The organism is Pseudomonas sp. EpS/L25 (assembly GCF_001512295.1).
Classification (GTDB): domain Bacteria; phylum Pseudomonadota; class Gammaproteobacteria; order Pseudomonadales; family Pseudomonadaceae; genus Chryseomonas.
On record NZ_LNUP01000002.1, the window covers coordinates 24484 to 50001 of the forward strand.

Below are 25518 nucleotides of genomic sequence, written 5' to 3' on the forward strand. Positions count from 1 at the left end.
AGAACCTATGAATCAGTCCGTTCTGCTCGCTGGCGAATCCTGGGTCAGCACCGCGACCCATATCAAAGGCTTCGACCAGTTCGCCTCCGTCACCGCCCACAATGGCGCCCAGCGCCTGCTGGCTGCACTGGCCGACAGTGACTATGCCGTCACCCAGATGTGCGCCGACCAGGCGCAGACCGAGTTTCCCGCGACGCTGGAAGCCCTGCGCGACTACCAGGTGATCATCCTGTCGGATATCGGTGCCAACAGCCTGTTGCTGCATCCGGACACCTGGTTGCGCAGCCGCCGTACGCCGAATCGCCTGACGGCGCTGCGCGAGTACGTGCTGCAAGGCGGCGCCCTCATGATGGTCGGTGGCTACTACAGCTTCCAGGGCATCAACGGAGGTGCGCGTTATCGCGGCACGGCTGTGGAAGAGGTGCTGCCGGTGCGTTGCCTGCCGTATGACGACCGTATCGAGGTGCCTGAAGGCTTCACGCCGCAGGTGCACGGCGAACATGCGTTGCTGCGTGGCCTGCCCCAGGATTGGTCCTATCTGCTGGGTTACAACGAGGTGGAATTGCATCCGGACGCCCAGCTCGTGGCAAGTGTCGAGGGCAGTGGCCATCCGCTGCTGGCGACCCGTGAAGTCGGCCAGGGGCGTACCCTGGTCTGGACCAGCGACATGTCGATGCACTGGATGCCCGACGACTTCCTGGCCGGCGATGCCTATCGGCGCTTCTGGCTGAACTGCCTGGATTGGCTCTCGCGGCGCGCCTGATCACCTGCGGCTCGATTGGAGATCACCATGCTCACCGATCCTTTGTCCCTGACCCGAGCGCTTCTGGGGTTTCCCACGCTCAACCCGCCCGGCGATGAGGAGGCCTGTGCACGCTTTCTCGCCACGACGCTCCGCGAGGCGGGCTTCCACTGCGAGTTGCAACGTTTCGGCGAGCGACGCTGCAACCTGGTGGCCTGGCTGCCGGGGCGCGGAGCGGGCAAGCCGCTGGGTTTTACCGGACACCTGGACGTGGTACCCCTGGGCAATGGCACCTGGCGTCACGGCCCCTTCGCCGGCGAGGTGGCCGAAGGGCGCCTGTATGGGCGTGGCGCCAGCGACATGAAGGCGGGAATCGCGGCCTTCATCGTCGCCTGCCAGCGTAATCGCGACGTCATCGCCCAGGGGCCTGGCGTCCGGCTGCTGCTCACCGGCGGTGAGGAAACCGGGTGTGACGGCGCCCGGGCGCTGTGCCGGGACGCACCGCACCTGCTCGGCGACCTGGGCGCGCTGCTGGTGGGCGAGCCAACCGCCAACCGGCCGGTGCTGGGGCACAAGGGCGCCTTCTGGCTCCGCTGCACGGCCCGTGGCCGAACGGCCCACGGCGCCATGCCCGAGGAAGGGGAAAACGCCATCTACCGCCTGGCCGAGGCCATTGGCCAGGCGCGCACCTTCGCCGTCGGCCCGCCGCATCCACTCATGCGGCAACCCACGCTCAATGTGGGGACCGTCAACGGTGGACTGAACATCAACTCGGTACCGGATCGTGCCGCCTTCACGCTCGATCTGCGGACCGCACCGAACCTGGACCATGCCGACATCCAGCGGCGACTGGCCGAGCACCTGGGCAGCGACCTGGAGCTGGAGGTCCTGGTGGATCTGCCCGGTGTCTGCGCCGATATGGGCGACGCCTGGGTGCAGCAGGTCTTCGAGCGCTGCGCCACCCTGCATGGCGAGGCGCTGCCCGCCAGTGTGGTGCCTTACTTCACCGATGCCGCCGTGCTGCTGCCCGCGCTGAACGATCCGCCCACCCTGATCCTGGGGCCGGGCGAGCCGAGCATGGCGCACAAGGTGGATGAATACTGCGAGGTACAACGGCTGGAGGAGGGCACCGAGCTCTACGGGCAGTTGCTCCGGGACTGGATGCTCGTTGGCGGCTAGCGCCGCGCCAGGGGCACCACCATGGGGGTCCCGGCCACCGGGTCGTCGATGATCAGGCAGTCCAGGTCGTAGACCGCCTTGATCAGCGCGGGGGTGACCACGTCGCGCGGGCGGCCGGTGGCCAGTACCTTGCCGTCGCGCATGGCCACCAGGTGGGTGGCGTAGCGACAGGCGTGGTTGAGGTCGTGCAGCACCATCACCAGGGTGTGACCCTGCTGGCGATTGAGGTCTTCCAGCAATTCCAGCAGGTCGATCTGGTGGGTGATGTCGAGCCAGGTGGTGGGCTCGTCGAGCAGCAGCAGCGGGGTTTCCTGGGCCAGCGCCATGGCGATCCATACGCGTTGGCGCTGACCGCCGGAGAGGGTATCCACCGCCCGGTCGGCCAGCTCGAGAACGCCGGTGGCCTGCATGGCGTGGTTCACCGCGCGCTCGTCGTCGGCGCGTACGCCACCGAACAGCGTCTGGTGCGGATAGCGCCCGCGGGCCACCAGGTCGCGTACCGAGATGTCGCTCGGGGCCTGGGAGCTCTGCGGCAGCAGGCCCAGCCGACGGGCCACCTCCTTGGTGCGATAGCTCTGGATCGCCTGGCCGTCCAGCCAGACCTGGCCCTGGCTGGGCGCCAGCAGCCGGCTCAGGGTACGCAGGAGGGTCGACTTGCCGCAGCCGTTGGGGCCGATGATGACCGTCAGCTCGCCATCGGGGATGGTCAGCGACAGGTCTTCGGCGATCAGCTTGCGGCCGTAGCCCAGGGTCAGGCGCTCGGCGTGCAGGCGCGAAGCGGGGGCGTCGTTCATGAGCGGCGGGACTCCCAGATGAGCAGGCCGATCAGGTAGAGCCCACCCAGGCTCACCGTGACCAGGCCCACCGGCAGGACATAGGGCAGGAACAGGCGCTGGGCGAGCAGGTCCGCGCCCAGCAGCAGCACCGCGCCGGTCAGGGCGGCGGCGGGCAGCGCCAGGCGCTGGGTACCGGTCAGGCGGCGGGCGATCTGCGGCGCGGCCAGGGCGATGAAGGAGATCGGCCCGGCTACCGCGGTGCCGGCGGCGGTGAGCACCACGCCCAGGCCCAGCAGCGTCAACCGGGTGCGCTCCACCGGCACGCCCAGGGCACAGGCGGTGTCGTCGCCCATCTCCAGCAGGAACAGCCGGCGACTCAGCGCCAGGCTGGCCGCACCCGCCAGCAGGATGAAGACCACCGCCGGCCAGGCCTTGGCCCAGGTCAGGCCGTTGAGCGAGCCGGCGCTCCACACGCCGGCGCTGAAGGCGGCTTCCAGGGAGGCGTGGACGATCAGCCAGGTGTTGAGTGCCATCAGCAGGGCGCGCACGCCGATGCCGACGATGATGAGCCTCAGGGTATCCACGCCGCTGCCGCGCCAGGTGAGGGCGTAGACCAGGGCCGCGCTGAGCAGGCCGCCGATGAGGGCGGCGGTGGTGCTCCAGAGGATGCTGGCCTGGAACAGCACCAGGGCGACCAGCACCCCGCTGTAGGCGCCGGTGTTGAAGCCCATGATGTCCGGGCTGCCGAGGGGGTTGCGCAGCAGCGACTGGAACAGTGCGCCGCTCAGGCCCAGGGCAGCGCCGATCAGCAGGGCCAGGGCTACCCGCGGCAGCCGCCACTGGGTGACCACCAGTTCTATGCCGCGCGGCGCCTCGCCGAGCAGGGCGGCCAGCACCTGGGAGGGGCTCAGGGCCAGGCTGCCGCTGCCCAGGGCGAACAGGGCCAGCAGCAGGGCGCCGCCGAGCAGGGCGAGCAGTACCCCTGGCAGACGCAGGCGACCGGATCGGCTCATGCCCGGTCTCCCTGGCGTTGGCGGCGGGCCAGCCAGATCAGCAGGGGCGCGCCGAGGAAGGCGGTCACCACCGAGACGCGCAGCTCGTTGGTCACCAACAGGCGCCCGACGATGTCGGCGGTGAGCAGCAGGCTGGGGGTGAACAGCAGGACGAAGGGCAGCAGCCAGCGATGATCCTCGCCGATGGCCCAGCGACCCAGGTGCGGCACCATCAGGCCGACGAAGGCGATGGGACCGACCGCCGCCGCGGCGGCGCCACAGAGCAGGGTGATGGCCAGCAGGCCGAGCAGCTGGGTCTGGCGGACCCGGGTGCCGAGGGCGACGGCCAAGTCGGTGCCCAGGCTCAGCGCGTTGAGCGCCGGGGCCAGCAGCAGGGCGACGATCACCCCGCCCAGCACCGGCAGGCTGGCGCTGCGCAGCAGCTCGAGCTGGCGCACGTCCAGCGAGCCGAATTGCCAGAATCTCAGTTGATCGTAGACCTGGGGGTCGAGCAGGGCGATGCCGGAGCTGACCCCTTCGAGCATGGCGCCCAGGGCCACCCCGACCAGCACCAGGCGCATCGGATTGAAGCCGCCACCCCCGGCGATGCCAGCCAGCAGTACCACCAGGCTGGCCAGCAGGGCGCCACCGAAGGCGAAGCCCAGGTACTGCTCGGGACCGCTGGCGCCGAACAGGGCGATGCCCAGCACCACGGCGAAGCTGGCACCGGCATTGACGCCGAGGATGCCGGGGTCGGCCAGGGGATTGCGCGTCAGCGCCTGCATCAGGGTGCCGGCCACACCGAGGGCCGCGCCAGCGAGCAGGCCGGCGAGGGTCCGTGGTAGTCGCGCCTCGCGCACGATGAGACAGGCAGGATCGCTGCAGCCCTGGCCCAGCGCCTGCCAGACCTCGCCCAGCGGGATGGCGGTCGAGCCGAGTGCCAGGCTGGCAGCCAGCACCAGGAGCAGTAGCAGAACGGCCCAGCCGAGGACGAGAGAGCGGCGCATGGTCATCCGTGACGGCAGGCGAGGGAAGGGGTAGATGAGAACAAGGCTTATTAACACATGCTAGTCTGTATTACATGCTAACAGCCTTGCCTCGGCGGCTCGATAGCGTCCCCTGTGTTTTTCCGGTGATTCATGTCCAAGACGTCCTTCCTGCTCGACTTCGGCCTGCTCAGGTCCCACGCCGCCTTTCGTACCCTGTTCATCGCCCGCCTGGTGTCCGTCCTCTCCCTTGGCCTGCTGGCCGTGGCGATCCCCATCCAGGTGCAGACCCTGACCGACTCGCCGCTCAAGGTGGGCCTGGCGCTGAGCATGGCCGGGATCGGCATGTTCGTCGGCCTGCTCACCGGCGGGGTGCTGGCCGACCGCCTGGAGCGCCGGCGCCTGATCCTGGCGGCACGCTCCATCTGCGGGCTGGGCTTCATCGGCCTGGCGGTCAACGCCAGCCTGCCCGCGCCCTCGCTGATCGCCATCTACCTCTTGGCTCTGTGGGACGGCTTCTTCGGCGCCCTAGGAGTGACCGCCTTGCTGGCGGTGACGCCGATCCTGGTCGGCCGCGAATCCATGGTGCAGGCTGGCGCCCTCAACATGCTCAGCGTGCGAGTGGCGGCCATCGTCGCGCCACCACTGGGCACCCTGCTGATCGCCCAGAGCAGCGTGGTCTGGAACTATGGCCTGACCGCTTGCGGCACCCTGATCACCCTGCTGGTGCTGCTGCGCCTGCCACCGTTGCCGCCGCCGGAGCAACCGCGCGAAACGCCCTGGCAGGCCCTGGGCGGCGGCATCGTCTTCCTCTTCGAGAACCGCCTGCTGGGCGCCGTGGCCCTGGTCGGCGCCCTGGTGACCATGGCCAATGCGGTTCGGGTGCTCTATCCGGCGCTGGGGGAGGGCTGGGGGCTCGATACCGGCCACCTCGGCTGGCTCTACGCCGCCGCGCCGCTGGGCGCGGCTCTCGGCGCCCTCACCAGTGGTCGCCTGAACCAGTCGGTCCGCCCCGGACGGACCCTGTTGATGACGGCGGTGGCCACCTTCCTCGCCGTAGCGGTCTTCGCCCTGCTGCCGAGCTTCTGGCTGGCGGCATGTTGCCTGGTGCTGTTCGGCTACCTGGGCGCACTCAATTCCCTGGTGCAGTACGCGCTGATCCAGAAGCTCACCCCGGATCGCCTGCTGGGGCGCATCAATGCCCTGTGGACCGCGCAGAACATCGGCGGCGAGGCCATTGGCGCGGCGCTGTTCGGCGGCCTGGCCAGTCTGCTGCTGCCGGCCCAGGCGGCCTGCGTCTTCGGTCTGGTCGCCACCCTGGTGGCCGCTCTCTGCTGGGCGCTGGCCAGCGGTCTGCGCCGGGCGGAAAGCCTGGGTGCCTGATCCGCTCCGGTGCGCCTTGCGTAGCGTGGAAAACCGCGCAGCGTTTTCCACTGGGCCATGGTGATGAGTGGTGGACAAGACCGATCGCGGCCATGGGCCGCTCCTACGGGAGGTCCGGCTCCTGTAGGAGCAACTGTCTTATCGCTGTGGGGATACCTCACGTAGCGTGGAAAACGGCGTAGCCTTTTCCACTGGAGACTTGGTGGCGAGGAGGCCCTCACCCCAACCCTCTCCCGAGGGGGAGAGGGGGCTATCCGAGCAGGCGTTCAGTTTCATTAACCACGGCAAAGATCACGTCAAACCGGCGTACCTCTTGCTGTAGGAGCGGCCCATGGCCGCGATCAACAAAATACCGGAGCCCCTCAGGACCAGTTGCATCGGCGGACCGCCATGGCCACGACTGCCTTGCTCAGGGCTTGGCGTACAGCTTTTCCAGGCGATCCAGCAGCAGGTTGGCGCTGTAGGGGTCGAGGCGGAAGGTCTCGGCGCCCAGGGCTTCCACCCGGTCGTCCTTGACCGCCGGCAGGTGTGCCAGCAGCGGATTGCTGCGCACCGCCTCGGCCTCCTTGGCGTCCGCGGCGAACAGCAGGAAGGTCTGGCCATTGAGGCCGGTGGCGACGTTCTCGCCGGCCAGCTGGAGGATGTCGTGCCGCTGACCCTGGCTGTGACCGGTCTTCAGGCCTGCCGGTAGTTCCGCCAGCGTGAAGCCCAGGCTTTCCAGCAACTGACCCTGGGAGGAGGCGGCGGTCCAGAGATTGGCCTGGCGCGTCGCCGGGTTGTAGACGAAGGCCGAGACTGGCTGCGGCGGCAGTTGCAGGCGTGCCTTGAGACTGGCTACCCGCTGGTCGAAATCGGCGACCACCTTGGTGGCGGCATCCTCGCGACCGGTGGCCTGGCCGAGCAGTTCCACCACCTGTTGCCAGCTGCGATTGTCGTAGCCCACCACCAGCACCGGGGCGATGGCCTTGAGCTGATCGACCAGGCGCAGCGCCGAGTCGTTACCGGCGGCGCTGACCAGGATCAGGTCCGGTGCCTCGGCCGCCACGGCTTCGGCATTCGCCTCGCCGATGTACAGTCGCTTCACGTCCCGCTGCTTGGCGACCTGGCCCCACTGGCGCAGGAAGCCCTGGTCGTCGGCGAATCTGTTGTTGGGCGAGGTAGCCCCGCTGGCCACCACCGGTGCGCCGATGGCGAGCAGGGAGCCAGTGAGGGTGACGCTGGTGGAGACGATGCGTTGCGGCTTGGCCGGCAGGGTTACCTGGCTGCCATCGACGCTGATCTGCCGGGGCCAGTCCGCCGCCTGGGCGGTGCCACCCAGCGCCAGGATGGCCAGTGTCAGGGCGGTGAGAATGCGAAACGATGACAACAAGCTGAACATGGACGCCTTCCAGTTGTAAGATAATCACTCTCATTTTCAAAGATGCGCCCCGCGACAGCAAGGACCGCCGATGGCGGCCACGGGCGAGCGGACGTGAAGCCAGGTACCAGAGCGGTCCGGCAGTGCTTTCCAAGGCCCTGCCCAGAGGTGACAGTGCCGAGAGCGCTAAGGAGTGTAGGGTCGCGATGGAAACCGTTTGGCAGCTAACAAATTGACTTCCGGGGATACAAAAGTTAATTTATTTTTATTGATAAGCATTATCATTTGTGTAGAGGTCCGCAGCGATGTCGAGTAAAAGGGCTGACGTGGTCGGGCAGATCGCCACCGAGCAGCAGGAACAGTCCGCCTTCCTGTTCCAGTCGGGTGACCGCGTGCTGCATGGTCGGGGCATCTGTGCCCGGGTCGAGACGCCGGCCAGTGGCGGAGCCCATAGAGACAGCCTGTTCCTGCATGCCGTGGAAGACGCCTTCGCCCGCGCCCGCCAGGCCGGCGTCGCCGAGCCGGTGATCATGGGTGCCATTCCCTTCGATACCACCCAGCCTTCCTGTCTCTATGTCCCCCGGGAGCATGCCTGGACGGCGCGGCCGACGCCGGTCGCCGCGGCGCCGGTGGCACCGGCCCAGGTGCGCGAAGTGCGCAACCTGCCAAGCCAAGATGGTTTTTGCCTGGCGGTGGAGGAGGCCATCGACGCCTTCCGCCGCGGTGAGCTGAGCAAGGCGGTGCTGTCACGCGTCCAGGAGATCCGCCTGGCCGAACCCGCCGACGTGGACGCCATTCTCGCCAACCTGGCGCGGCAGAATCCCACCGGCTACCAGTTCCGCATCCCCACTGCCGAGGGTGGCGAGCTGGTCGGGGTCAGCCCCGAGTTGCTGGTGCGCAAGCAGGGCGCCCGGGTGCATACCAACCCCTTGGCCGGTTCCGCCAAGCGCCGCGCCGATCCGCTGGAAGACCAGCGCGTCGCCCGCGAGCTGCTGGATTCCAGCAAGGATCACTACGAACATCGCCTGGTGATCGAGGACATTCGCCAGCAGCTGGCGCCGCTGTGCAGCCGGCTGGACGTACCCGAGGCGCCGTCGCTACTCAGCACCAACGCCATGTGGCACCTGTCCACCGCCATCGACGGCGAGCTGGCCGACAGCCGCACCTCGGCGTTGCAGCTCGCCTGCCGCCTGCATCCGACGCCGGCCGTGTGTGGCTTCCCCACGGCGGCGGCGCGCCAGTTGATCGAGCGCATCGAGGCCTTCGACCGCGGTCTGTTCACCGGTATGGTCGGCTGGTGCGATGCCCAGGGCAATGGCGAGTGGGTGGTCACCATCCGCTGCGGCACGGTGCAGGACGACTGGCTGCGCCTGTTCGCCGGTGCCGGCATCGTCGCAGCCTCCGATCCGGCGGCGGAGTGGGCCGAGGTCACCGCCAAACTGGGCACCATGCGTGCCGCCTGTGGTTTGCTCGACGAGGAGAACCCTACGTGAGTCTGGAATTCACCCCCTGGCCGGAAGACCTGGCGGCCCGCTATCGCGCCCTCGGCCACTGGCTCGACCTGCCGATGACCGAGATCCTGGCCCGCAGCCGCGCGGCCCTGCCGGACGCCCCGGCGATCCTCTGCGGCGAGCGGCAGCTGAGCTATGCCGAGCTGGACCAGCGCTCCAGTCGCCTGGCTGCCCACCTACAGGCCGCCGGTCTGCGCCGCCACGACACGGCCCTGGTGCAGCTGCCCAACGTGGCCGAGTTCTATGTGGTGTTCTTCGCCCTGCTCAAGGCCGGCATCGCCCCGGTCAACGCCTTGTTCAGTCACCAGAGGCTGGAGCTGCTCGCCTATGCGCGGCAGCTCCAGCCCCGGCTGCTGATCGCCTCCAGCGAGCACAACCTGTTCCGCGACGACAACTTCCTCGCCGAGTTGCGCGAGGTGGCGCCGGGCCTCGGCGAGGTGCTGCTGGATGGCGCCGAGGACTCGCGCAGCCTGCAGCAGCGCCTGGATACCCCGCTGGATGGCTACCAGCTGACGCCCACCGCCGGTGGCGAGGTGGCCTTCTTCCAGCTCTCCGGTGGCAGCACCGGCACGCCCAAGCTGATCCCGCGCACCCACAACGACTACTACTACAGCCTCAGACGTAGCGTCGAGATCTGCCGCCTGACCCCGGCGACGCGCTTTCTCTGCGCCCTGCCGGCGGGCCACAACTACACCCTCAGCTCGCCCGGCGCCCTGGGCGTCTTCATCGCCGGCGGCTGCGTGGTCATGGCCCGCGATCCCGAACCGCTGCGCTGCTTCGCGCTGATCGAACGCCATCAAGTGGATTGGGTGGCCCTGGTACCACCGGCGGTGGCGCTCTGGCTGCAGGCTGCTGCTGAGCCCGCTCAACGGGCGAAACTGGCTAGCCTAAGGATGGTGCAGGTAGGCGGCGCCAGTTTTGCCGAGGCCCAGGCCCGCCGCGTGCCCGTGGAGCTGGGCTGCCAGCTGCAGCAGGTGTTCGGCATGGCCGAGGGCCTGGTCAACTACACCCGCCTGGACGACGAGCCCGAGCGCATCTTCACCACCCAGGGCCGCCCCATGAGCCCGGACGATGAGGTGCGCATCACCGACGAGGACGGCAACCCGGTACCCGAGGGTGAGCCTGGCCTGCTGTCCACCCGCGGTCCCTATACCTTCCGCGGCTACTACCGCAGCCCCGAGCACAACGCCCAGGTGTTCGATGCCGAGGGTTTCTACTTCTCCGGCGACGTGGTCCAGCGCGATGCCGCCGGCTACCTCAAGGTGGTCGGGCGGGTGAAGGACCAGATCAACCGCGGCGGCGAGAAGATCGCCGCGGCCGAGGTCGAGGGCCTGCTGCTGCGTCATCCCGGCATCACCCACGCGGCCCTGGTGGCCATCGCCGACGAGTTGATGGGCGAGAAGAGCTGCGCCTGCCTGGTGGTGAGCGATCCGGCACTCAAGCCGGTGGCGCTGCGGCGCTACCTGCGCGAGCAGGGCGTGGCCGAGTACAAGTTGCCCGACCGTTTCCAGTTCCTTGACCAGCTGCCGCTCACCGCTGTCGGCAAGATCGACAAGCGGCGCCTGCGCGAACAGCTGCAGACCCCTTCCACCGAGCGTTCCTAAGGTTTCCCATGGCTATTCCCCGTCTTGCCTCCTATCCCTTGCCCCAGCCCGACGGCTTTCCCGCCAACAAGGTCGCCTGGACACCCGTGGCCGACCGCGCCGTGCTGCTGATCCATGACATGCAGCGCTATTTCGTCGAGTTCTATGGCGACAGCAGCCCGCTGATCGACCAGGTGGTGGCCAACATCGCCGCCCTGCGGGCCTGGGCCGCTGCCCAAGGGGTACCGGTGGTCTATACCGCCCAGCCCACCGATCAGCCGCCGGCCGACCGCGCGCTGCTGAACGACATGTGGGGTCCGGGCCTGACCCAGGCCGATCCCGCGCTGCAGCAGGTGGTGGACGAGCTGGCGCCCAAGGACGGCGACGTGGTGCTGACCAAGTGGCGCTACAGCGCCTTCCACCGTTCCAATCTGCAGGACCTGATGACCGAGTGGCGGCGCGACCAACTGATCGTCTGCGGCGTCTACGCCCACATCGGTTGCCTGACCACCTGCACCGACGCCTTCATGAGGGACATCCAGGCCTTCCTGATCGGCGACGCCGTGGCCGACTTCAGCGAGGAAGAGCACCGCATGGCGCTGCGCTATGTGGCCACCCGCTGCGGCAGCACCCTGAGCACCGCCCAGGTCACCGGCGGCGCGGTAACCCTGGACGAAGCCTGGCTGCGTGCCCAGGTCCAGCCGCTGCTGGACGCCGACGACGAAGCACCGGCGCTGGACGACAATCTCACCGACTTCGGCCTGGATTCGGTGCAGGTGATGACCCTGGTGGGCGAGTGGCAGAAGCGCGGCCTGCCGGTCACCTTCGCCGATCTCGCCGCCCAGCCGACCCTGCAGGGCTGGCTGGATCTGCTGCGCGCGCGCGCCTGAGGGACTCTCTGATGACGCAACTGGATTTCACCGGCAAGCGCGTCTGGGTGACCGGCGCGGGGCAGGGCATCGGCTTGCAGGTGGCGCGCCGCTTCCAGGCGGCGGGCGCCGAGGTGGTCGGCCTCGACCGGCAATTCGCCGAGAGCGACTATTCCTTTCGTACCCAACTGCTGGACGTCGCCGATGCGGCCCAGGTAGAGGAGGTCTGCCAGTCCCTGCTGGCCGAGGAGCGCCGCCTGGACGTGCTGGTCAATGGCGCCGGCGTGCTGCGCCTGGGCACCAGCGACAGCCTGAGCCTGGACGACTGGCAGGCGCTGCTGGACGTCAACGTCTCCGGACCCTTCTACCTGTTCCGCCAACTGGTGCCGCTGTTCAAGGCCCAGGGCCAGGGCGCCATCGTCAATATCGCTTCCAATGCCGCCCATGTGCCACGGCTGCAGATGGCCGGCTACTGCACCTCCAAGGCGGCGCTGGTGTCCCTCAGCCATTGCGTGGCCCTGGAACTGGCCGGATCGGGCGTGCGCTGCAACGTGGTCTCGCCGGGTTCCACGGCGACGCCGATGCTGGCCGGCATGCTCGGTTCGCCCGAGGGCTATCAGCGCCTGGTGGACGGCCTGCCGGAGGACTTCAAGCTGGGCATCCCGCTACGCAAGATCGCCCAGCCCGATGAGATCGCCAACACCGTGCTGTTCCTGGCGTCGGACCTGGCGAGCCATATCACCATGCAGGACATCGTGGTGGACGGCGGCGCGACCCTGGCGGCGTGAAGGTTCTTCGTAGCTGGGTTGAGCGCCAGCGAAGCCCAGCCTCCCACTAACCGAATCGCGGCCATGGCGATCCACCGAGGCGGCCGCTCCTACGGGATATCCGGCTGCTGTAGGAGCGGCCGCTGGCCGCGATGAAGCTCGCCGCCAGGGCCCATCCACAGCGCTTCACTGCAGGCGACGAGCCTAACGCCCGCTTTCCGCGAAATCTCTCAAGGCCGCGCCATCCAGGCGATAACGCACCCATTCGCTCTGCGCCGCGGCGCCGAGGCTTTCGTAGAACTCGATGGCCGGGGTGTTCCAGTCCAGCACGCTCCATTCCAGGCGGCCGCAGTCGTTGGCCACCGCCTCGCGGGCCAGTTCGCGTAGCAGGCCCTTGCCCAGGCCGGTGCCGCGGGCGCTGGGGCTGACATAGAGATCTTCCAGGTAGATGCCGTTGCGGCCCAGCCAGGTGGAATAGCTGTAGAAATACACGGCGTAGCCCACCACCACACCCTCGTGCTCGGCCACCAGGGCCCGGGTGGGCGTATCGGCGGCGAACAGGGTGGCCTCGATCTGCGCCGGGCTGGCCAGCACTTCATGGACGGCCTTCTCGTAGTCGGCCAGTTCGACGATCAGGGCATGGATGCGGGCGGCGTCTGCGCGGCGGGCGGGGCGGATCTGGGAAATCATAGAGTCCTTGGCTGGATCGCTGGCGGGAGGGCGACCTCAGGAGGTCGTCGTCACCCGCTGGGCTGCCTGGGACAGCATGGCAGCGACCTGCGCGGCCAACTGGTCCAGGGTGAAGGGTTTGGTCATCAGCTCCATGTTACCACCCAGGAAGGCGGTCCGGCTGAGGGCGCCCTCGGCATAGCCGGTCAGAAACAGCACCGGTAGCCGTGGGCGACGCTGCTGGATCACCTCCGCCAGCTGGCGACCATTCAGGCCGGGCAGGCCGACATCGGTCACCAGCAGATTCAGCTCGGGTATCTGCTCCAGCAGGCGCAGCGCGGCCTTGCCTTCGGCCGCGCTCCAGACCCGATAGCCCAAGGCTTCCAGTGCCTCCTGATTGACCAGGCGCACGGCGTCGTCGTCCTCCACCAGGAGGATGGTCTCGCCGTCGCCCTGGGTGAAGACCACCGGCACGGGTTGCTGCGGCTCGCCGCGCTGCACCGCCGTCGGCAGATAGATGCAGACCTGGGTGCCGGTCTCATCGCTGGCGAGGGTCAGACGCCCGTTGCTCTGCCGGGCGAAGCCATACACCATCGACAGGCCCAGCCCGGTGCCCTGACCCTGCGGCTTGGTAGTGAAGAAGGGTTCGAGCACCTTGCCCAGCAGCCGCTCCGGGATGCCGGTGCCGGTATCCCGGACCTCGATGCACACGTAGTCCCCCGGTGCCAGCGCCTCGTCTTCGCTACCCTGCTCGGTGATGCTGACCAGATAGGTCGCAAGGGTGATGACACCGCCGTCCGGCATGGCATCGCGGGCGTTGATCACCAGGTTGAGGAGGGCGTTCTCCAGTTGGTTGGCGTCGGCCAGCACCCAGGGCAGGTCATCGGCGAGGGCCAGCGTCACCGAGATCTGCTCGCTCACCGTACGTTCCAGCAGTTCCTGCAGCGCCAGGATCAGGTCGTTGGCGGACATGGGGCGGGATTCCAGCGATTGTCGCCGGGAAAAGGCCAGCAGCCGCTGGGTGAGCGCGGCCGCCCGGTGCGCCGAATGCTGCGCGGCCTCCATGTAGCGCTCCAGGCCTTCCAGCTGGCCCTTGCCTTTGATTTTCATCAGATCCAGCGCGCCCAACACGCCGGTCAGCATGTTGTTGAAGTCGTGGGCGATGCCGCCGGTGAGTTGCCCGACCGCCTCCATCTTCAAGGACTGACGCAAGTGCTCTTCGGCGCGACTGCGCTCGGCGCTCTCCCGTTGCAATTCGCTCAGGGTGAGCGCCAGGGTGCGGGTTCGCTCCGCCACCTGGGATTCCAGCTCTTCGTTGAAGCGGCGCAAGGCCAGTTCCGCGCGCTTCTCGTCGCTGATGTCGGCGATCACCGTGGTTGCGCCGATGATCCGCTGGGTCTCGTCGTGCAAGGGCACCGCGCTCACCCGCAGCCAGGATTCCTCGCCCGACGCGCTGGTGTGATAGAAGTCCTGTCCCTTCACCCGTTCTCCCCGCAAGGCTTTCGCTCCGGGGAACTGATCGGGCGACAGCAGTTGCCCGGCCGCATCGAGGGCCACCCAGCGCGAGGCCTCCTCAGGTTGCCGGGACGGAATGCGGTGGCCCGACACATGCTGCTCGTAGAAGGGATTGCTGACCAGGGTGCGTCCCTCGGTATCCATGAAGCACACCCCGACCGGCAGGTTCTCCAGCAGCGTCTGCATGCGCTCGCGTTCCTGGGCAAGTTCGGCGAGGCGGTCGCGCATCTCGAACTGGCGCAGGCGCGAACGCCAGGCTGCGGCGACGCTGCTCAGCAGCGAGGCGCCGCTCAGGGGGCGTTCCAGGATGACCAGGTTGGTCGCGGCGGCGGGCAACTGGCGGCGCAGCAGGTCGTTGCCGCGTCCCGAGCGCTTGGAATCGGACGCCAGCAATACCAGCGGGATGTCCGACCAGGTCGGCTGCCGCTCCAGCGCGTGCGCCAGCGACCTCAGGTCCTGGCGCAAGGCCTCTTCGGTGAAGACGATGATCCCGGTCTCGTCGCCGAGGGCCATCGCCACCTCGTCGAGGGTGGCCAGGTAACGGGTGTGATAGCCCTGGGTGAAGAGCCGCTGCAGGCTGGCTGCGTCACCCCGCAGCGGCGCGCAGATGATGAGTTCGCAGGAAGGCGCCACGGTCATCGTCAATCGCGCTTTTCCATCAGGGGTTGCTTGGCGCCGAAGTACTCCGGCGTACCCGTCAGTACGCCGCGGAAATCCACCAGGGGCTGACCGACCCGAATGCCTTGGGCGTCGATGCGCAATTCCCGAATCGCGTCCTCATGGCCACCACCGCGGTGCTTGAGGATGGAAATCGCCTTGCGCAGGCGCCCCTGGGCCTCGAAGAAGCGAATCAATACCACCGTATCGGCGATATAGGAGATGTCGAGACTGGAGGTCATCGTGCCGACCAGTCCGTGCTGGGGATTGATGAGAAAGGTCACGACTCCGGATTGGCTCAGGTACGAGAGCAACTCGTGCATCTGCAGGATCAACTGCTGTTCCTGGGGCATGGCGGCGAGGTAACCGTTGAGGCTGTCCAGCACCAGCATCCGGCACCCGTGCTCCTCGACGTCCCGCCGCACGCGCCAGGCGAATTCGCCGGGAGACAGCTCCGCGGGATCGATCTGGTGGACCACCAGCAGACCTTCCTCGATATAGCGCGGCAGCGGCATGCCCATGCTTTGCGCCCGCTTGAGCAGGGTGCCGATGCGTTCGTCGAACTCATAGACGGTGCACTTTTCGCCGCGGGAGCAGGCGGCCATCACATACTGCAGGGCGAGGGTCGTCTTGCCGGTACCGGCCGGGCCGGTGATCAGCGTACTGGTACCGCGCAAGGGACCGCCGTGCAGCAGGGCATCCATGTCAGCGATATCGCTGGGCACGGGCTCGCCGGCGAAATCCTGATAGCGCCCCGAGGCAATCATCCGCGGATAGATTTCCAGCCCACCACGGCGAATGGTGAAATCGTGATAGCCGGCGATGAAGTCCACCCCGCGCAGCTTCTGGATCTGCAGGCGGCGGCGCGCGGCGCCGAAGTCCAGCGTCAGGCGTTCCAGGGTCAGCACCCCGTGGCAGAGGCTGTGCAGGTGATTGTCCCGTTCGTTGCCACTGGTGGTCAGGTCGTCCACCAGCAGCACGGTCAGACCGCGTCCCGCGAAGAATTGCTTGAGCGCCAGCACCTGGCGGCGATAGCGCAGCGGGTCCTGCGCCAGCAGGCGCATCTCCGACAGGCTGTCGAACACCAGCCGGTTCGGTTTGAGTTCCTCCACGCGCGCCTGGATCAGGCCGATGGTGTCGCCCAGCTCGGACTCCCAGGGATGCAGGATGGTCTGCTCCTGCGCACCGCCCAGCACCGCATCGGCGGCGGACAGCTCGAACAGGTCCACGCCGTCCAGGCTCCAGCCGTGGGACTCGGCTACGCTGCGCAGCTCCTCGCCGGTTTCCGACAGCGTGATGTACAGCACCGATTCGCCCTGGCGAACCCCTTCGAAGAGAAACTGCAGGCCCAGGGTGGTCTTGCCCGATCCTGGGGTGCCTTCGAGCAGATAGAGCCGATCCTTCGGCAAGCCGCCGCGCAGGACTTTGTCCAAGCCGGGATTGCCTGTCGTGATGACTGACGGGCTGAGAGAACTCATGGATGACCGGACCTCGCGGCGTCGGGAGCGAAAGAGACGGGAAGGACGCGGCGCAGAGCCTCCCCGAAGGGACCCGCAGCGCGACGGCAGGGGAAATCGATTGAGCCGCGCCGGAAGACGGTGGCGAGGAGCGGGCGAGGGCGCGATCTGCGCCCGGATTAATCGTCAGTCTAGTCGCGTCGTCGAGCCGGGGCTACTCCGGCCATCGACGTCGACGCGCCGTCGGTACCTAGGTCACGCGGCGCAATGTTCAGGCGATACCGTTGGGGCCGTCCAGCACCCGGCGTACCTTGCGGGCCAGATCGTTGGGCATGTAAGGCTTGGAGATGACGTCGAATTCCGAGCCGCCGATGTCGGTGCGCTCCAAGGAATTCTCCGCATAGCCGGTGGTGAGCAGCACCTTGGTGTCCGGATGCAGGCGCTTCACCTCCCGGGCCAGCATCACGCCGTTCATGCCACCGGGCATGATCAGGTCGGTGAACACCAAGTCGAAGGGGCGGGCGGTCTCGCGCAGGACGCGCAGCGCCTCGCTGGCGTTGAAGGCGATCTGCGCGGTGTAGCCGTAGTCCTCCAGCACCAGCTTGGCCAGCTCGGCCACGTCCGGGCGGTCTTCCACCACCAGGATGCGCTCGGTACCGCTGCGGCGTTCCGTCCGCTGCTCGGCATGCGGGTGGGTGATGTGGCTGTCGTCCGCCGGGAAGTAGAGGCGGATGGTGGTACCGACGTCCTCTTCCGAGTAGATGCGTACCGTACCGCCGGACTGCTTGGCGAAGCCATAGACCATCGACAGCCCCAGGCCCGACCCCTTGCCTTCCTCCTTGGTGGTGAAGAAGGGGTCCATCACCCGGTCCCGGATGCTGGCCGGCATGCCGTGGCCATTGTCGGTGATCGCCAGACTCACGTAGCGTCCGGGGAGCAGGCCATCGTAGGACATGGTGGCCAGCTCGCGGACCTCGACGTTACGGGTCTCGATGGCCACGCTGGGCTTTGGGCGATTCGCCAGGGCATCCCGCGCGTTGATCAGGATGTTGAGCAGCGCCAGCTCCGCCTGGGTCGGGTCGATGCGGCAATTCCACAGGTCGCCTTCCAGTTGGGTGCGGATCTCCACGTCGCCCAGGGTCCGCTCGGCCAGTTCGTGGGAGGTGCGGATCAGGTTGTTCAGGTTGAGCACCCGGCCTTCCAGCTTCTGCTTGCGCGAGAAGGCCAGCAGTTGCTGGGTAAGGGTGCTCGCGCGCTCGGCGGCCGACCGCGCATGGGCCGCGCTGCGCAGCACCCGCTCCTGGTCGACGCTGGGCTTTTCCGCGGTGCGCTGGATGATGTCGATGTAGCCCACCATCACCTGCAGCAGGTTGTTGAAGTCGTGGGCGATGCCGCCGGTGAGTTGCCCCAGGGCCTCCATCTTCTGCGCCTGGCGCAGGGCATCCTCGGCGTCGCGGCGCCGGCTGACGTCCAGCTGGGAGGCGAAGAAGTAGGTCAGCTCGCCGGCATCGTTGTACACCGGCGACACGAACAGGGCGTTCCAGAAGCTCGAACCGTCCTTGCGGTAATTGATGATCTCCACCGAGATCTCGCGCTCCTGTTCCACCGCCTCGCGGATCTGGCTGACCACCGAGCGGTCGGTCTCCGGCCCCTGCAGGAAGCGACAGTTCTGCCCGAGCAACTCGTCCACCTGGTAGCCGGTCATCTCGGTAAAGGCGTTGTTGGCGAAGATGATCGGGTTGTCGGGCTGCTTGGGGTCGGTGACCAGCATCGGCATCCGGGTGGTTTCCACCGCGGCGAAGAAGATGTTCTTGCCCTCGTGCGAAACATCGCTCGTCGCTGAATTGTCGACCCGCGCCTTGCGGGACTGGGGCATCTGGCTCACGTCTGAGAAATCCTTGCGCAGCGAAATTGGCGTCTTGCCCCTGAGACAGCCGAGCGGCAAAAAAACTTCATCGCTCCCCTCTTCGAGCGCGTCTGGCTGGCTTCTTTCCGAGCTGAAAGCCAGGCGGGATGCGGCTTTGGCGGCCATTGGCCAGCGTACCGCTCACACGCTTCAGGCGACCGTTGAAGCGGTCCGCGGAGAATCTCTCGTTCATCCGATGTCTGAGCTGCCATGAAGCCGAGAAGCCTTGATATACAAAGACAAATTCTTGTTCTGGAAGACGATCCGGGGCAGCGCGAGTTGCTGACCGAAATCCTCACCGAACAGGGGCTGAACGTGGTCGCCGTCGCTTCCAGTGACGACGCCCTGGCGCACATGGACCACCAGGGCAGCGATACCAAGCTGGTCATCGCCGACGTCAATGTGCCCGGCACCCTCGATGGTCTCGCCTTCGCCCAACTGGCGGCCGCCAGTTGGCCCACCGTGCCCTTCATCATCATCTCCGGCTACATCGATCAGGACCTTGCCATATTGCCGCGGCGGGCTGCCTTCCTGCCCAAGCCCTGGAGCGTGGCCGACCTCAGCCAGCTGGTCGAAAGTCTGCTGCCCCGTCGCTGATCCAATCCGGCGAACGTCGCTGGGCCCGCTCGCGTCTTCGCGCTGTCGGATGACCGGCAGCCGGGCTGGTCTAGGTGTCTTGCTGTTGCCTCTTTGCGACATGGCGGAGTCGGCAATGGCTAATTGATATGACGTCCGTCGGCTGGCGCACCAGCCAGGGAACCAAAGCTCCTGGATACCATCAATGTGCCATCTATTCCCGACTGGCAAGGAGCGCTTCATGGACGCAGTCATTACCCAGATTACCCAGATCACCGATTGGGAATTTCTCATCGCGCTGGAACGCAGCCTGGAAAGCCGCGGTCGGCTCGACATGGCCGCCAGCGCCGCCCTCGAACGCCAGGGCCATCTGCTCTCCCGCCGCTACCTCCAGCAAAAGGGCAAGCTCGGCAACGGCCCCTTCAGCCCGCTGGAGGACGAGATCCTCGATGTTCTGGCCACGGCTACCGCCGCCCTGCGTCGCGCGCGCCGGCTGCCCCATAACATCGTCAAGAGCCTGCGCGCCGGTGGCCTGGTCGAGGCCGTCGAGCGTAACGTCTGCCATGCCGGCGCCTTGCTGTGCCGTACCGACTTCGAAGCCGACGGCATCCCGCGCGGCACCCTGGAGCGCATCGTCGACCGCCATCCCCAGGCCTTCGAACTGGAAGCCCGCCGCGCCGCCGCCCGCTACGTGGCCGAGCACGAGCCGGCCTTGCGCGCAGCGGGCTGAGGGACACCGTCAGGCCGCTCGCGGGCGGCCTGCCGAGCCAGACACCAAGTCCAACCCTGCTGGCATCCCGTGCTACCGTTTCGGCGTGCCCCGCCGAAACGAACGCCGCCATGTCCATCGCCGACAGTCTTCTCGCCTTCACCCTGGCCGCCGCGCTGCTCACCCTCACGCCGGGCCTGGATACCGCCCTGGTCCTGCGCACCGCCGCTGTCGAAGGGCGCCGCCAAGCCTGGCGCGCGGCCCTGGGCATCAATGTCGGCTGCCTGCTCTGGGGCGCGGCCGTGGCCTTCGGCCTGGGCGCGCTGCTGGCGGCCTCGGAGCTGGCCTATACCCTGCTCAAGTACTGCGGCGCGGCCTACCTCGGCTGGCTCGGCCTGAACCTGCTGCTGCGCCCTCGCACCGCCATCGCGCCCACGACAGGCGAGGGCCGCGCGACCGCCAACTGGTTCGTGAAGGGCATGCTGGGCAACGTGCTCAACCCCAAGGTCGGCATCTTCTACGTCTCCTTCCTGCCGCAGTTCATTCCCCCAGGCCAACCCCTGATCGCCTGGACCTTCGGTCTGGTCGCCATCCATGTGGTGCTGGGGCTGCTCTGGTCGCTGATCCTGATCGGTGCTACCCGCTCGCTGGGCGAAGTTCTACGCAAGGCGGCGGTGATCCGGTGGCTAGATCGGACGACCGGGGTGGTCTTTCTGCTGTTTGCGGCGCGGTTGGCGGTGAGTAGGAGGTAGGGGAGGGGGCCTCGTTGGGAGCGCTAGAAGAATCTTTCAGAAACGACAAGGCCTGTACCAGGCGGGCGTTGGGACCCAGCGACTACGTCGACACTGCTTCTGCAAATCCGCATCATAGCTGGCTTCCTTCATCAATGATGCCGTCTGGCATACACGCAGGCATACACGAAGCTTGGCATTCTACGAGCTGCGGTTGACCAAGCCTGAAGCTACAGCTTTTCGGTTTCTAAAGCCTTTAGCGGGGCAAGCACGTAGAAAGCGCGGGATGAAAACGCCTGCAGCTACGCTAGTACGACGATGTGGTCACATCTAGCTATTTTTGCCAAAGAACAGAACTTGTTCGTTTGGCATTATAAGGTCTTTGTATTTTCTTGATTTAGTGTTTATTGACGCAAATGTTCTTTTGTTTTCGAAGCTAATCTGATCTTTCAGGTGGAGATTTTCTGAGCAAGCAATCTCTGTAAAGAGCTTGGGGAGATCTATTGCTATTTCTTTGTAGTGAGATCCTTGGAGAACCACGGTGGCGTTTCCACCTTTCTTTAGCACTCTGCTCATTTCACGAACTGAGTTTTGAAGAGCTAAAAAATATTGCCTAAAATTTTTATAATAATAGGACTTGGAGCCATGAGATGGGTGGTTTTTTATAGACTCGAGAAGGTCATTGATCGAGTTGGGCAACGCTTGTTGCTGATAAATGATCGAGTTGTTTATTGTTGTAGTGCCCATGAGCTGTCTTCTAACCGTTAAGTCTGAGTTTTCAGTATTTAATCCAAGAACAGAAAGTTCAATAAGGGTCGCTCTGGCATAGTCAATTCTAGTGCAGTAAGGGGGGGACGTCAGGATCGCATCAATAGAGCTGCTTTCGATAGAAAGTTTTTCAGCTGATGCCCATTCAATATCGACTCGACTATAAGCTGCCGCACTGCTGTGGTTAGCTAGGCAGATCAGCTTTAGTCTTTGTCCCTCTTGTAGTATCAGTTCTTTCCAATAGCGCTTTTCTTTGCTTGCCGATTCAGGCGCTGGTTTTTTGGTTTTGATCCAGGTGGGATTAGAGGTCTTTTCTGAAAGAGTTAGTTTTTTTATAGATATGAACAGTGTAAGTAGTATGAATGCATTCGCGCTTGATAAGCCTTTTAGCCTGCTGCCTATTGCAGTCAAATCATTGATGTATGACGCTGTGTTTGAGCTTAGAGCCCATGAAACTATCTCTCTTGTTGGTCCGGCTAAATCTTGGTCTAGCCAATCCGATAGTGGCTCTGTCTCGATACATTTTTCGTTTTGATATTTCTCGAGAAGGCTTTCAAGTTTTCGCAGCGCCATATCCGTATCCGACGCACTTATGCTTCTGGCCTTTCCTACGACGACCATGACAGGGTTCAGGTCGATACCTATTGATGATAGGCCTAGAGCGGCCGCTGCATGTGTAGTGGTGCCTGAGCCGTTCCAGAGATCGAGGACTAGTGATCCGCTAGAGCACCCTTTTAGGACGTCTGTTGCGAATTCAATAGAAAACCCGGCGTAATACGGAAATAGTTCCGACTTGCCGGCTTTATTAGGTGCCCTTTTGGGGGATCTGATGTTTTTATCTTTCAAGGTTTTCAACTGGAATTAGTTTTTTTCGAGCCAGGCTTCAATTGAACTGTGAAACTGGTTAAGTAGGTTTTCTGTATAAGTCAGTAGGTCGTTTATGATGTTTTCTTTTGGGTAGTCGATCAGGCCGCCGTGCGCGATATCGTTCCGCCTAGCTAATAAGTCGTCCAGTCTGCCAAGATTTACTCGATCAATATCGAGACCAATGATTTCTGAATTAAAAATCACGACCTCTTTGTTTACATTTGCATAAGTCATTACAAGTTCGTCAAAATTTTGAAGGTGATCTATCGGGGTTTCCAGCCATTTTTTGAACTCACATGTTAGATCCGACAAAGCGTTAAATCTACCTGAGTTAATTTTCTTGGGAATTTTCCCTAATGAAACTGTGTTAAATAATTTGTCAAAAAATGAGTTTACAAAGCCCTGCTTCTGCAGCCATAGGGTAACATACTTTTCCTTGTATTTTTTGTGCTTCTGTCCTCTGACGCAGGCACGTCTTAAACAGATCGACATTGCTATGCGAAAGTATCCTTCCCACGCAGCATAAATCATTGGTACAGACATTAAATACAAAAAATCATTTTTTTCAGGATTATTGGTGATTACGTGAAGCCTCAAATCCGCAATTATCGCTAAATGTCTTGTGAGCGCCTCTTTAGCTTCTGTTTTGGCGCTCATCAAACGAAGGTGTCGGGTCATTATGCAAACCACTGTTTGCCAAAGTTTATGCGGCCAATCATCTTGGCCCTAGAGTTCGAGCCAGCACCAGTCAGGCCAATAGCTTCTTCCTGGGAGTGAAGGTCAATTATCATTCCCTTGATTGTAGCGCTTTCTCTTTTTTTGTTTGCCGGTAAATTTAAGTAAATTCCCACTGCGATGATATCGAAAAGGTTGGTGCTGAATTGACCTGAAAACTTATTCTTTTTATAGAAACGAAAAGCTTCGCCACCTGGAAATGCGTCATGTATTACCTCGAAAGTTTCTACAATTTTGTTTGCGATCTTGACTTGGCTTCCGAGCTTTCCTGATGACGCTTCGTACATTATTTTGTCGAGAAATTCGTCTATGCGAGTGCTTTCGGGTTTGAAATGTCCAAAGGCTATGAGCCGCAATAAACATTCTTGAATACCCATTGAGGCGGCTTCTTTAGCAGAAAGATTTAAGCTTTGAGCGATGTGGTGTTCTTTGGCTAGATCATTAAGTAAATTTGCAAATCCTGCGGAAAAGAGCCTTGCCGAGCAGTTTCGGATTTCCTGATCTGAGAGGCTTGCACCTGCTCTATTAAGTCTGGTGAATACGTTAAATTTTGCGAGGCCGCTTGACTCCTTCTTGAGCAAAATTATCTGAACTCTCGAATATCTAAGAGTCCGCAATAGAGTTTCTGGAAGGGTTTCGCGGCTGATGTCCTTGAGTCCAGTCAGGATTGGCGCGTCTGACATAATGCTAGGCACTTCTATATCATTAATACTTTCTTTGGCGCTCGTAGCTTCTCTGTAGCCGAAAATCTCGGCTGCAAAAAATTTTATGATGGTACTAAAGCGTTGTAGCCCATCTATTACTTCGAAACTTCCATCGTCTCTTTCAGAAAAGAAAATCGGTGGTGTAGGAATGTTTAGAAGCAAGGATTCTATATATCTTGTCTGCTGTTCAATTGTCCATCTGAATGCTCGCTGGTAATCGGGGTCAATTTTTATGTCTTCGTTTTTGTATTGATTAATCAGTTCGCTCCACGTAGACGTATAGCTGTCAACAATTACCTCGTGGCGTTGATTTTCGACTTGTTTAGTGATGGTGCTCATCATAATCCTTTCGTAATGGCCGCTGCGGCGGCTACGCAGCGTGATCTAGCGAAGAGGCTCAGGCTTTCTAGCAGCCAGGCCGACCAGGCAAGTATGGGGAGTGCTGCAGGGTTTTGCAGGTAAATTTGGTGCATGTGAACGTCACTCCCTGCCAATACACATGCGGCTCAGAGTGCGCTGCAGGGGTGCAGAAAAAGCGACACATTTAGCCCGCAGGTGTGGCGGGGGGACAACGGCGCGCGCCGGGGTAAGAGGCCCCCGGCGGCCGGAGACGGACGGTTGGGAACGAATCATCGCAAGTGCTATCAGATCGCCATCTCGGAACCACTTGCAGGGATAGCAGCTATGGATCGTGTCGTCGCCCAGATCTCTCAGACGCTCGACTGGGAATACCTCATCGCTCTGGAAAGCGGCCTGGCCGCTCGCGGCCTTATCAATGGAAAGGTCCAGGCTGAGTTGGACCGTCATGCCCACACCCTGGCCCGGCGATACCTGCTGAAAAAGGCCAGGCTGGGCAATGGTCCCTTCTCTGCGGTAGAGGAAGAAATCCTCGAGGTCCTGGTCACAGCCGTTGCGGCCCTGCGGCGCTCTCGGCAGTTGCCGCACAACATCATCAAGAGCCTGCGCTCGGGTGGGTTGATCGCCGCTGTGCAGCGCAGCGTCTGCCACTCCGGCGTTCTTCAATGCCGCACCGACTTCGAAGCGGACGGCATTGCGAGAGGCACCTTTGAGGCAATCGTGAATCGTCACCCAGGCGCGTTCGATGCCGAGACGATCAACCTGGCCAGCCTGCAATCGGCTATGCCTGTGCACGAGCCCCTGCAAGCGGTCAGCTGACTCGTTCACTCGGATAGCAAAAGGCCGCCCGTAGGCGGCCTGTCGCTGGCCAGGAAAAGCTAGGCGCTGTGCTGCACGCCTTTCTCCTCGAGCAGCGCGAGCAGGTTGGCCCGCTTCCTGGCGAGCATTGTAGGACTCGAGGCTTCCTGGCCTGTGAGTTCGTAGGCTACGGCTGGAAGCACCTGCAGCGCCTGCTCGTGCGGATCTACGTCAGCTGGCTCCAGTCCGGTCCCAGCCGAGTCCACCAGCGTTGCCAGCGAACGTTCGAAGCGTCCTCGGGCCGCCTGCTCGCAATCGCTGCTAGCAATCATCCCTTCACCTAGGACCGCGCGGAGGTGGCGTGCCTGCTGACGTCCTGCCAGCTGCAGCCAGGCGCGGCCCTCATCGCTTTCGAACATCGCAGCAGACGCGGCGGCGAAGCGATGATCCTCGTAGAGGGCTGCGGCCTGGTCTCTGGTGTAGGCGTATCGCTTGCGCGCATCCACCGCATCCAGCTGCGCCAGTTGGTAGCTCGGCTCCAACTCGCTTGCCAGCTCCTCGTAGCTCTCGGCCAGCTCACGCTTGTCCAGCTCGGCGCGCTTCACCTTCAAGATCTCCGGCCTTGGGTCGCCATCGGCGGCGCGGAATGCCGCCCGCCATTCGCTGCCGGCCGTCTCCGATTCGTGACGGGCGGCACTGGCCGCAGCGCGGTGCTTTTCCAGGCGCTTGCCGAGGGCGGTCAGCGTCTCACGCTGGACCAGGTATTCGGTTTTGCGCTGGTCATGATTGGCCAGGGCGGCGGCGACATCTTCGGGGAGGGCGGTGGTGTGGGTTTCGGTGCTCATAGGGTGTCTCTCGTTTGGGGTTGGGTTGCTCGTGATCGACCGTGCTCGAGCACGGCCGGCCGTCGCGGTTGGTTTGGTG

At 64.0% G+C, this 25518-nt stretch carries 23 protein-coding genes; 11 read left to right on the forward strand and 12 right to left on the reverse strand.

From position 1 onward, the window contains the following. Positions 1-7: 7 nt before the first annotated feature. Both AR540_RS01395 and AR540_RS01400 read left to right on the forward strand, forming a co-directional pair. On the forward strand, positions 8-763 hold the full coding sequence (locus AR540_RS01395) for a glutamine amidotransferase (RefSeq protein ID WP_059226079.1): 756 nt from the start codon (positions 8-10) through the stop codon (positions 761-763). A 27-nt stretch (positions 764-790) separates the two neighbouring features. Further along, positions 791-1921: a M20 family metallopeptidase gene (locus tag AR540_RS01400; protein ID WP_059226080.1), complete on the forward strand. Its 1131-nt coding sequence runs from the start codon at positions 791-793 to the stop codon at positions 1919-1921. Here the strand turns inward: AR540_RS01400 and AR540_RS01405 are convergent. From AR540_RS01405 to fepD, 3 genes are read right to left on the reverse strand one after another with little or no spacing between them, the layout of a single operon-like run. Further along, on the reverse strand, positions 1918-2715 hold the full coding sequence (locus AR540_RS01405; RefSeq protein ID WP_059226081.1) for an ATP-binding cassette domain-containing protein: 798 nt from the start codon (positions 2713-2715) through the stop codon (positions 1918-1920). The genes AR540_RS01400 and AR540_RS01405 overlap by 4 nt on opposite strands. Then, positions 2712-3710, reverse strand: coding sequence for an iron-enterobactin ABC transporter permease (gene fepG, locus AR540_RS01410; protein WP_059226082.1), 999 nt, complete (start codon positions 3708-3710; stop codon positions 2712-2714). Before fepG ends, AR540_RS01405 begins: the two co-directional genes overlap by 4 nt. Beyond that, positions 3707-4696, reverse strand: coding sequence for a Fe(3+)-siderophore ABC transporter permease (gene fepD / locus AR540_RS01415; protein WP_442963754.1), 990 nt, complete (start codon positions 4694-4696; stop codon positions 3707-3709). Before fepD ends, fepG begins: the two co-directional genes overlap by 4 nt. A gap of 132 nt (positions 4697-4828) precedes the next feature. On the opposite strand from fepD, the gene entS reads away from it, so the two are divergent. After that, a complete protein-coding gene (gene entS, locus AR540_RS01420; protein ID WP_059226083.1) occupies positions 4829-6058 on the forward strand; it encodes an enterobactin transporter EntS in 1230 nt (409 codons plus the stop codon). Between the two features lie 409 nt (positions 6059-6467). On the opposite strand, the gene fepB is transcribed toward entS, so the two are convergent. Then, positions 6468-7436: a Fe2+-enterobactin ABC transporter substrate-binding protein gene (gene fepB, locus AR540_RS01425; RefSeq protein ID WP_059226084.1), complete on the reverse strand. Its 969-nt coding sequence runs from the start codon at positions 7434-7436 to the stop codon at positions 6468-6470. 284 nt (positions 7437-7720) lie between these two features. On the opposite strand from fepB, the gene AR540_RS01430 reads away from it, so the two are divergent. Genes AR540_RS01430 through dhbA form a run of 4 tightly spaced genes read left to right on the forward strand, consistent with a single transcriptional unit; the run spans position 7721 to position 12166 of the window. Then, positions 7721-8908, forward strand: a complete 1188-nt coding sequence (locus AR540_RS01430; protein ID WP_236711990.1) for an isochorismate synthase — start codon at positions 7721-7723, stop codon at positions 8906-8908. Next, a complete protein-coding gene (locus tag AR540_RS01435) occupies positions 8905-10530 on the forward strand; it encodes a (2,3-dihydroxybenzoyl)adenylate synthase (RefSeq protein ID WP_059226086.1) in 1626 nt (541 codons plus the stop codon). Before AR540_RS01430 ends, AR540_RS01435 begins: the two co-directional genes overlap by 4 nt. Positions 10531-10538: 8 nt before the next feature. Further along, complete coding sequence (locus AR540_RS01440; protein WP_059226087.1) at positions 10539-11399, forward strand: isochorismatase family protein; 861 nt, start codon at positions 10539-10541, stop codon at positions 11397-11399. A gap of 11 nt (positions 11400-11410) precedes the next feature. Beyond that, the gene (gene dhbA / locus AR540_RS01445; RefSeq protein ID WP_059226088.1) at positions 11411-12166 is read left to right on the forward strand and encodes a 2,3-dihydro-2,3-dihydroxybenzoate dehydrogenase; all 756 of its coding nucleotides are present in this window, start codon (positions 11411-11413) and stop codon (positions 12164-12166) included. A 183-nt stretch (positions 12167-12349) separates the two neighbouring features. On the opposite strand, the gene AR540_RS01450 is transcribed toward dhbA, so the two are convergent. The 4 genes from AR540_RS01450 to AR540_RS01465 all read right to left on the reverse strand — a co-directional run bounded on the left by AR540_RS01450 (position 12350) and on the right by AR540_RS01465 (position 18319). Beyond that, positions 12350-12835, reverse strand: a complete 486-nt coding sequence (locus tag AR540_RS01450) for a GNAT family N-acetyltransferase (RefSeq protein WP_059226089.1) — start codon at positions 12833-12835, stop codon at positions 12350-12352. A 36-nt stretch (positions 12836-12871) separates the two neighbouring features. Further along, positions 12872-14968 carry a hybrid sensor histidine kinase/response regulator gene (locus AR540_RS01455; protein WP_059226090.1) on the reverse strand — a complete coding sequence of 699 codons (2097 nt, stop codon included), beginning with the start codon at positions 14966-14968 and terminating at the stop codon, positions 12872-12874. A 2-nt stretch (positions 14969-14970) separates the two neighbouring features. Then, positions 14971-16464 (reverse strand): ATPase domain-containing protein, encoded by a 1494-nt coding sequence (locus AR540_RS01460; protein ID WP_059226091.1) that lies wholly within the window; start codon positions 16462-16464, stop codon positions 14971-14973. Between the two features lie 250 nt (positions 16465-16714). Then, positions 16715-18319: a hybrid sensor histidine kinase/response regulator gene (locus tag AR540_RS01465; RefSeq protein ID WP_059227878.1), complete on the reverse strand. Its 1605-nt coding sequence runs from the start codon at positions 18317-18319 to the stop codon at positions 16715-16717. Between the two features lie 240 nt (positions 18320-18559). Between AR540_RS01465 and AR540_RS01470 the strand changes: the two genes are divergently transcribed. The 3 genes from AR540_RS01470 to AR540_RS01480 all read left to right on the forward strand — a co-directional run bounded on the left by AR540_RS01470 (position 18560) and on the right by AR540_RS01480 (position 20386). Further along, the gene (locus AR540_RS01470) at positions 18560-18946 is read left to right on the forward strand and encodes a response regulator (RefSeq protein WP_082706873.1); all 387 of its coding nucleotides are present in this window, start codon (positions 18560-18562) and stop codon (positions 18944-18946) included. Between the two features lie 220 nt (positions 18947-19166). Then, positions 19167-19655, forward strand: a complete 489-nt coding sequence (locus AR540_RS01475) for a hypothetical protein (RefSeq protein ID WP_059226093.1) — start codon at positions 19167-19169, stop codon at positions 19653-19655. Positions 19656-19765: 110 nt separating this feature from the next. Next, on the forward strand, positions 19766-20386 hold the full coding sequence (locus AR540_RS01480) for a LysE family translocator (RefSeq protein ID WP_059226094.1): 621 nt from the start codon (positions 19766-19768) through the stop codon (positions 20384-20386). Positions 20387-20695: 309 nt separating this feature from the next. On the opposite strand, the gene AR540_RS24510 is transcribed toward AR540_RS01480, so the two are convergent. From AR540_RS24510 to AR540_RS24515, 3 genes are read right to left on the reverse strand one after another with little or no spacing between them, the layout of a single operon-like run. Next, positions 20696-21988, reverse strand: a complete 1293-nt coding sequence (locus AR540_RS24510) for a DNA methyltransferase (RefSeq protein WP_082706874.1) — start codon at positions 21986-21988, stop codon at positions 20696-20698. A 6-nt stretch (positions 21989-21994) separates the two neighbouring features. After that, on the reverse strand, positions 21995-22678 hold the full coding sequence (locus AR540_RS25140; RefSeq protein WP_153014146.1) for an MAE_28990/MAE_18760 family HEPN-like nuclease: 684 nt from the start codon (positions 22676-22678) through the stop codon (positions 21995-21997). After that, positions 22678-23778, reverse strand: a complete 1101-nt coding sequence (locus AR540_RS24515) for a DUF262 domain-containing protein (RefSeq protein ID WP_160328324.1) — start codon at positions 23776-23778, stop codon at positions 22678-22680. The genes AR540_RS25140 and AR540_RS24515 overlap by 1 nt, the downstream gene beginning before the upstream one ends. Positions 23779-24123: 345 nt before the next feature. On the opposite strand from AR540_RS24515, the gene AR540_RS01490 reads away from it, so the two are divergent. After that, positions 24124-24615 carry a hypothetical protein gene (locus AR540_RS01490; RefSeq protein WP_059226096.1) on the forward strand — a complete coding sequence of 164 codons (492 nt, stop codon included), beginning with the start codon at positions 24124-24126 and terminating at the stop codon, positions 24613-24615. Between the two features lie 59 nt (positions 24616-24674). Here the strand turns inward: AR540_RS01490 and AR540_RS01495 are convergent, their stop codons facing one another. After that, on the reverse strand, positions 24675-25439 hold the full coding sequence (locus AR540_RS01495; protein WP_059226097.1) for a hypothetical protein: 765 nt from the start codon (positions 25437-25439) through the stop codon (positions 24675-24677). Between the last annotated feature and the right edge of the window lie 79 nt (positions 25440-25518).

Coding starts and splice junctions, on each gene's coding strand:
- dhbA (WP_059226088.1), top strand. CDS start 11,411: ATGACGCAACTGGATTTCACCGGCAAGCGCGTCTGGGTGACCGGCGCG.
- AR540_RS01395 (WP_059226079.1), top strand. CDS start 8: ATGAATCAGTCCGTTCTGCTCGCTGGCGAATCCTGGGTCAGCACCGCG.
- fepB (WP_059226084.1), bottom strand. CDS start 7,436: ATGTTCAGCTTGTTGTCATCGTTTCGCATTCTCACCGCCCTGACACTG.
- AR540_RS25140 (WP_153014146.1), bottom strand. CDS start 22,678: ATGACCCGACACCTTCGTTTGATGAGCGCCAAAACAGAAGCTAAAGAG.
- fepD (WP_442963754.1), bottom strand. CDS start 4,696: ATGCGCCGCTCTCTCGTCCTCGGCTGGGCCGTTCTGCTACTGCTCCTG.
- AR540_RS01460 (WP_059226091.1), bottom strand. CDS start 16,464: ATGAGTTCTCTCAGCCCGTCAGTCATCACGACAGGCAATCCCGGCTTG.
- AR540_RS01430 (WP_236711990.1), top strand. CDS start 7,721: ATGTCGAGTAAAAGGGCTGACGTGGTCGGGCAGATCGCCACCGAGCAG.
- AR540_RS01465 (WP_059227878.1), bottom strand. CDS start 18,319: ATGCCCCAGTCCCGCAAGGCGCGGGTCGACAATTCAGCGACGAGCGAT.
- AR540_RS01455 (WP_059226090.1), bottom strand. CDS start 14,968: ATGACCGTGGCGCCTTCCTGCGAACTCATCATCTGCGCGCCGCTGCGG.
- AR540_RS01480 (WP_059226094.1), top strand. CDS start 19,766: ATGTCCATCGCCGACAGTCTTCTCGCCTTCACCCTGGCCGCCGCGCTG.
- AR540_RS01490 (WP_059226096.1), top strand. CDS start 24,124: ATGGATCGTGTCGTCGCCCAGATCTCTCAGACGCTCGACTGGGAATAC.
- AR540_RS01440 (WP_059226087.1), top strand. CDS start 10,539: ATGGCTATTCCCCGTCTTGCCTCCTATCCCTTGCCCCAGCCCGACGGC.
- entS (WP_059226083.1), top strand. CDS start 4,829: ATGTCCAAGACGTCCTTCCTGCTCGACTTCGGCCTGCTCAGGTCCCAC.
- AR540_RS01400 (WP_059226080.1), top strand. CDS start 791: ATGCTCACCGATCCTTTGTCCCTGACCCGAGCGCTTCTGGGGTTTCCC.
- fepG (WP_059226082.1), bottom strand. CDS start 3,710: ATGAGCCGATCCGGTCGCCTGCGTCTGCCAGGGGTACTGCTCGCCCTG.
- AR540_RS01470 (WP_082706873.1), top strand. CDS start 18,560: ATGAAGCCGAGAAGCCTTGATATACAAAGACAAATTCTTGTTCTGGAA.
- AR540_RS24515 (WP_160328324.1), bottom strand. CDS start 23,778: ATGAGCACCATCACTAAACAAGTCGAAAATCAACGCCACGAGGTAATT.
- AR540_RS01475 (WP_059226093.1), top strand. CDS start 19,167: ATGGACGCAGTCATTACCCAGATTACCCAGATCACCGATTGGGAATTT.
- AR540_RS01495 (WP_059226097.1), bottom strand. CDS start 25,439: ATGAGCACCGAAACCCACACCACCGCCCTCCCCGAAGATGTCGCCGCC.
- AR540_RS01450 (WP_059226089.1), bottom strand. CDS start 12,835: ATGATTTCCCAGATCCGCCCCGCCCGCCGCGCAGACGCCGCCCGCATC.
- AR540_RS01405 (WP_059226081.1), bottom strand. CDS start 2,715: ATGAACGACGCCCCCGCTTCGCGCCTGCACGCCGAGCGCCTGACCCTG.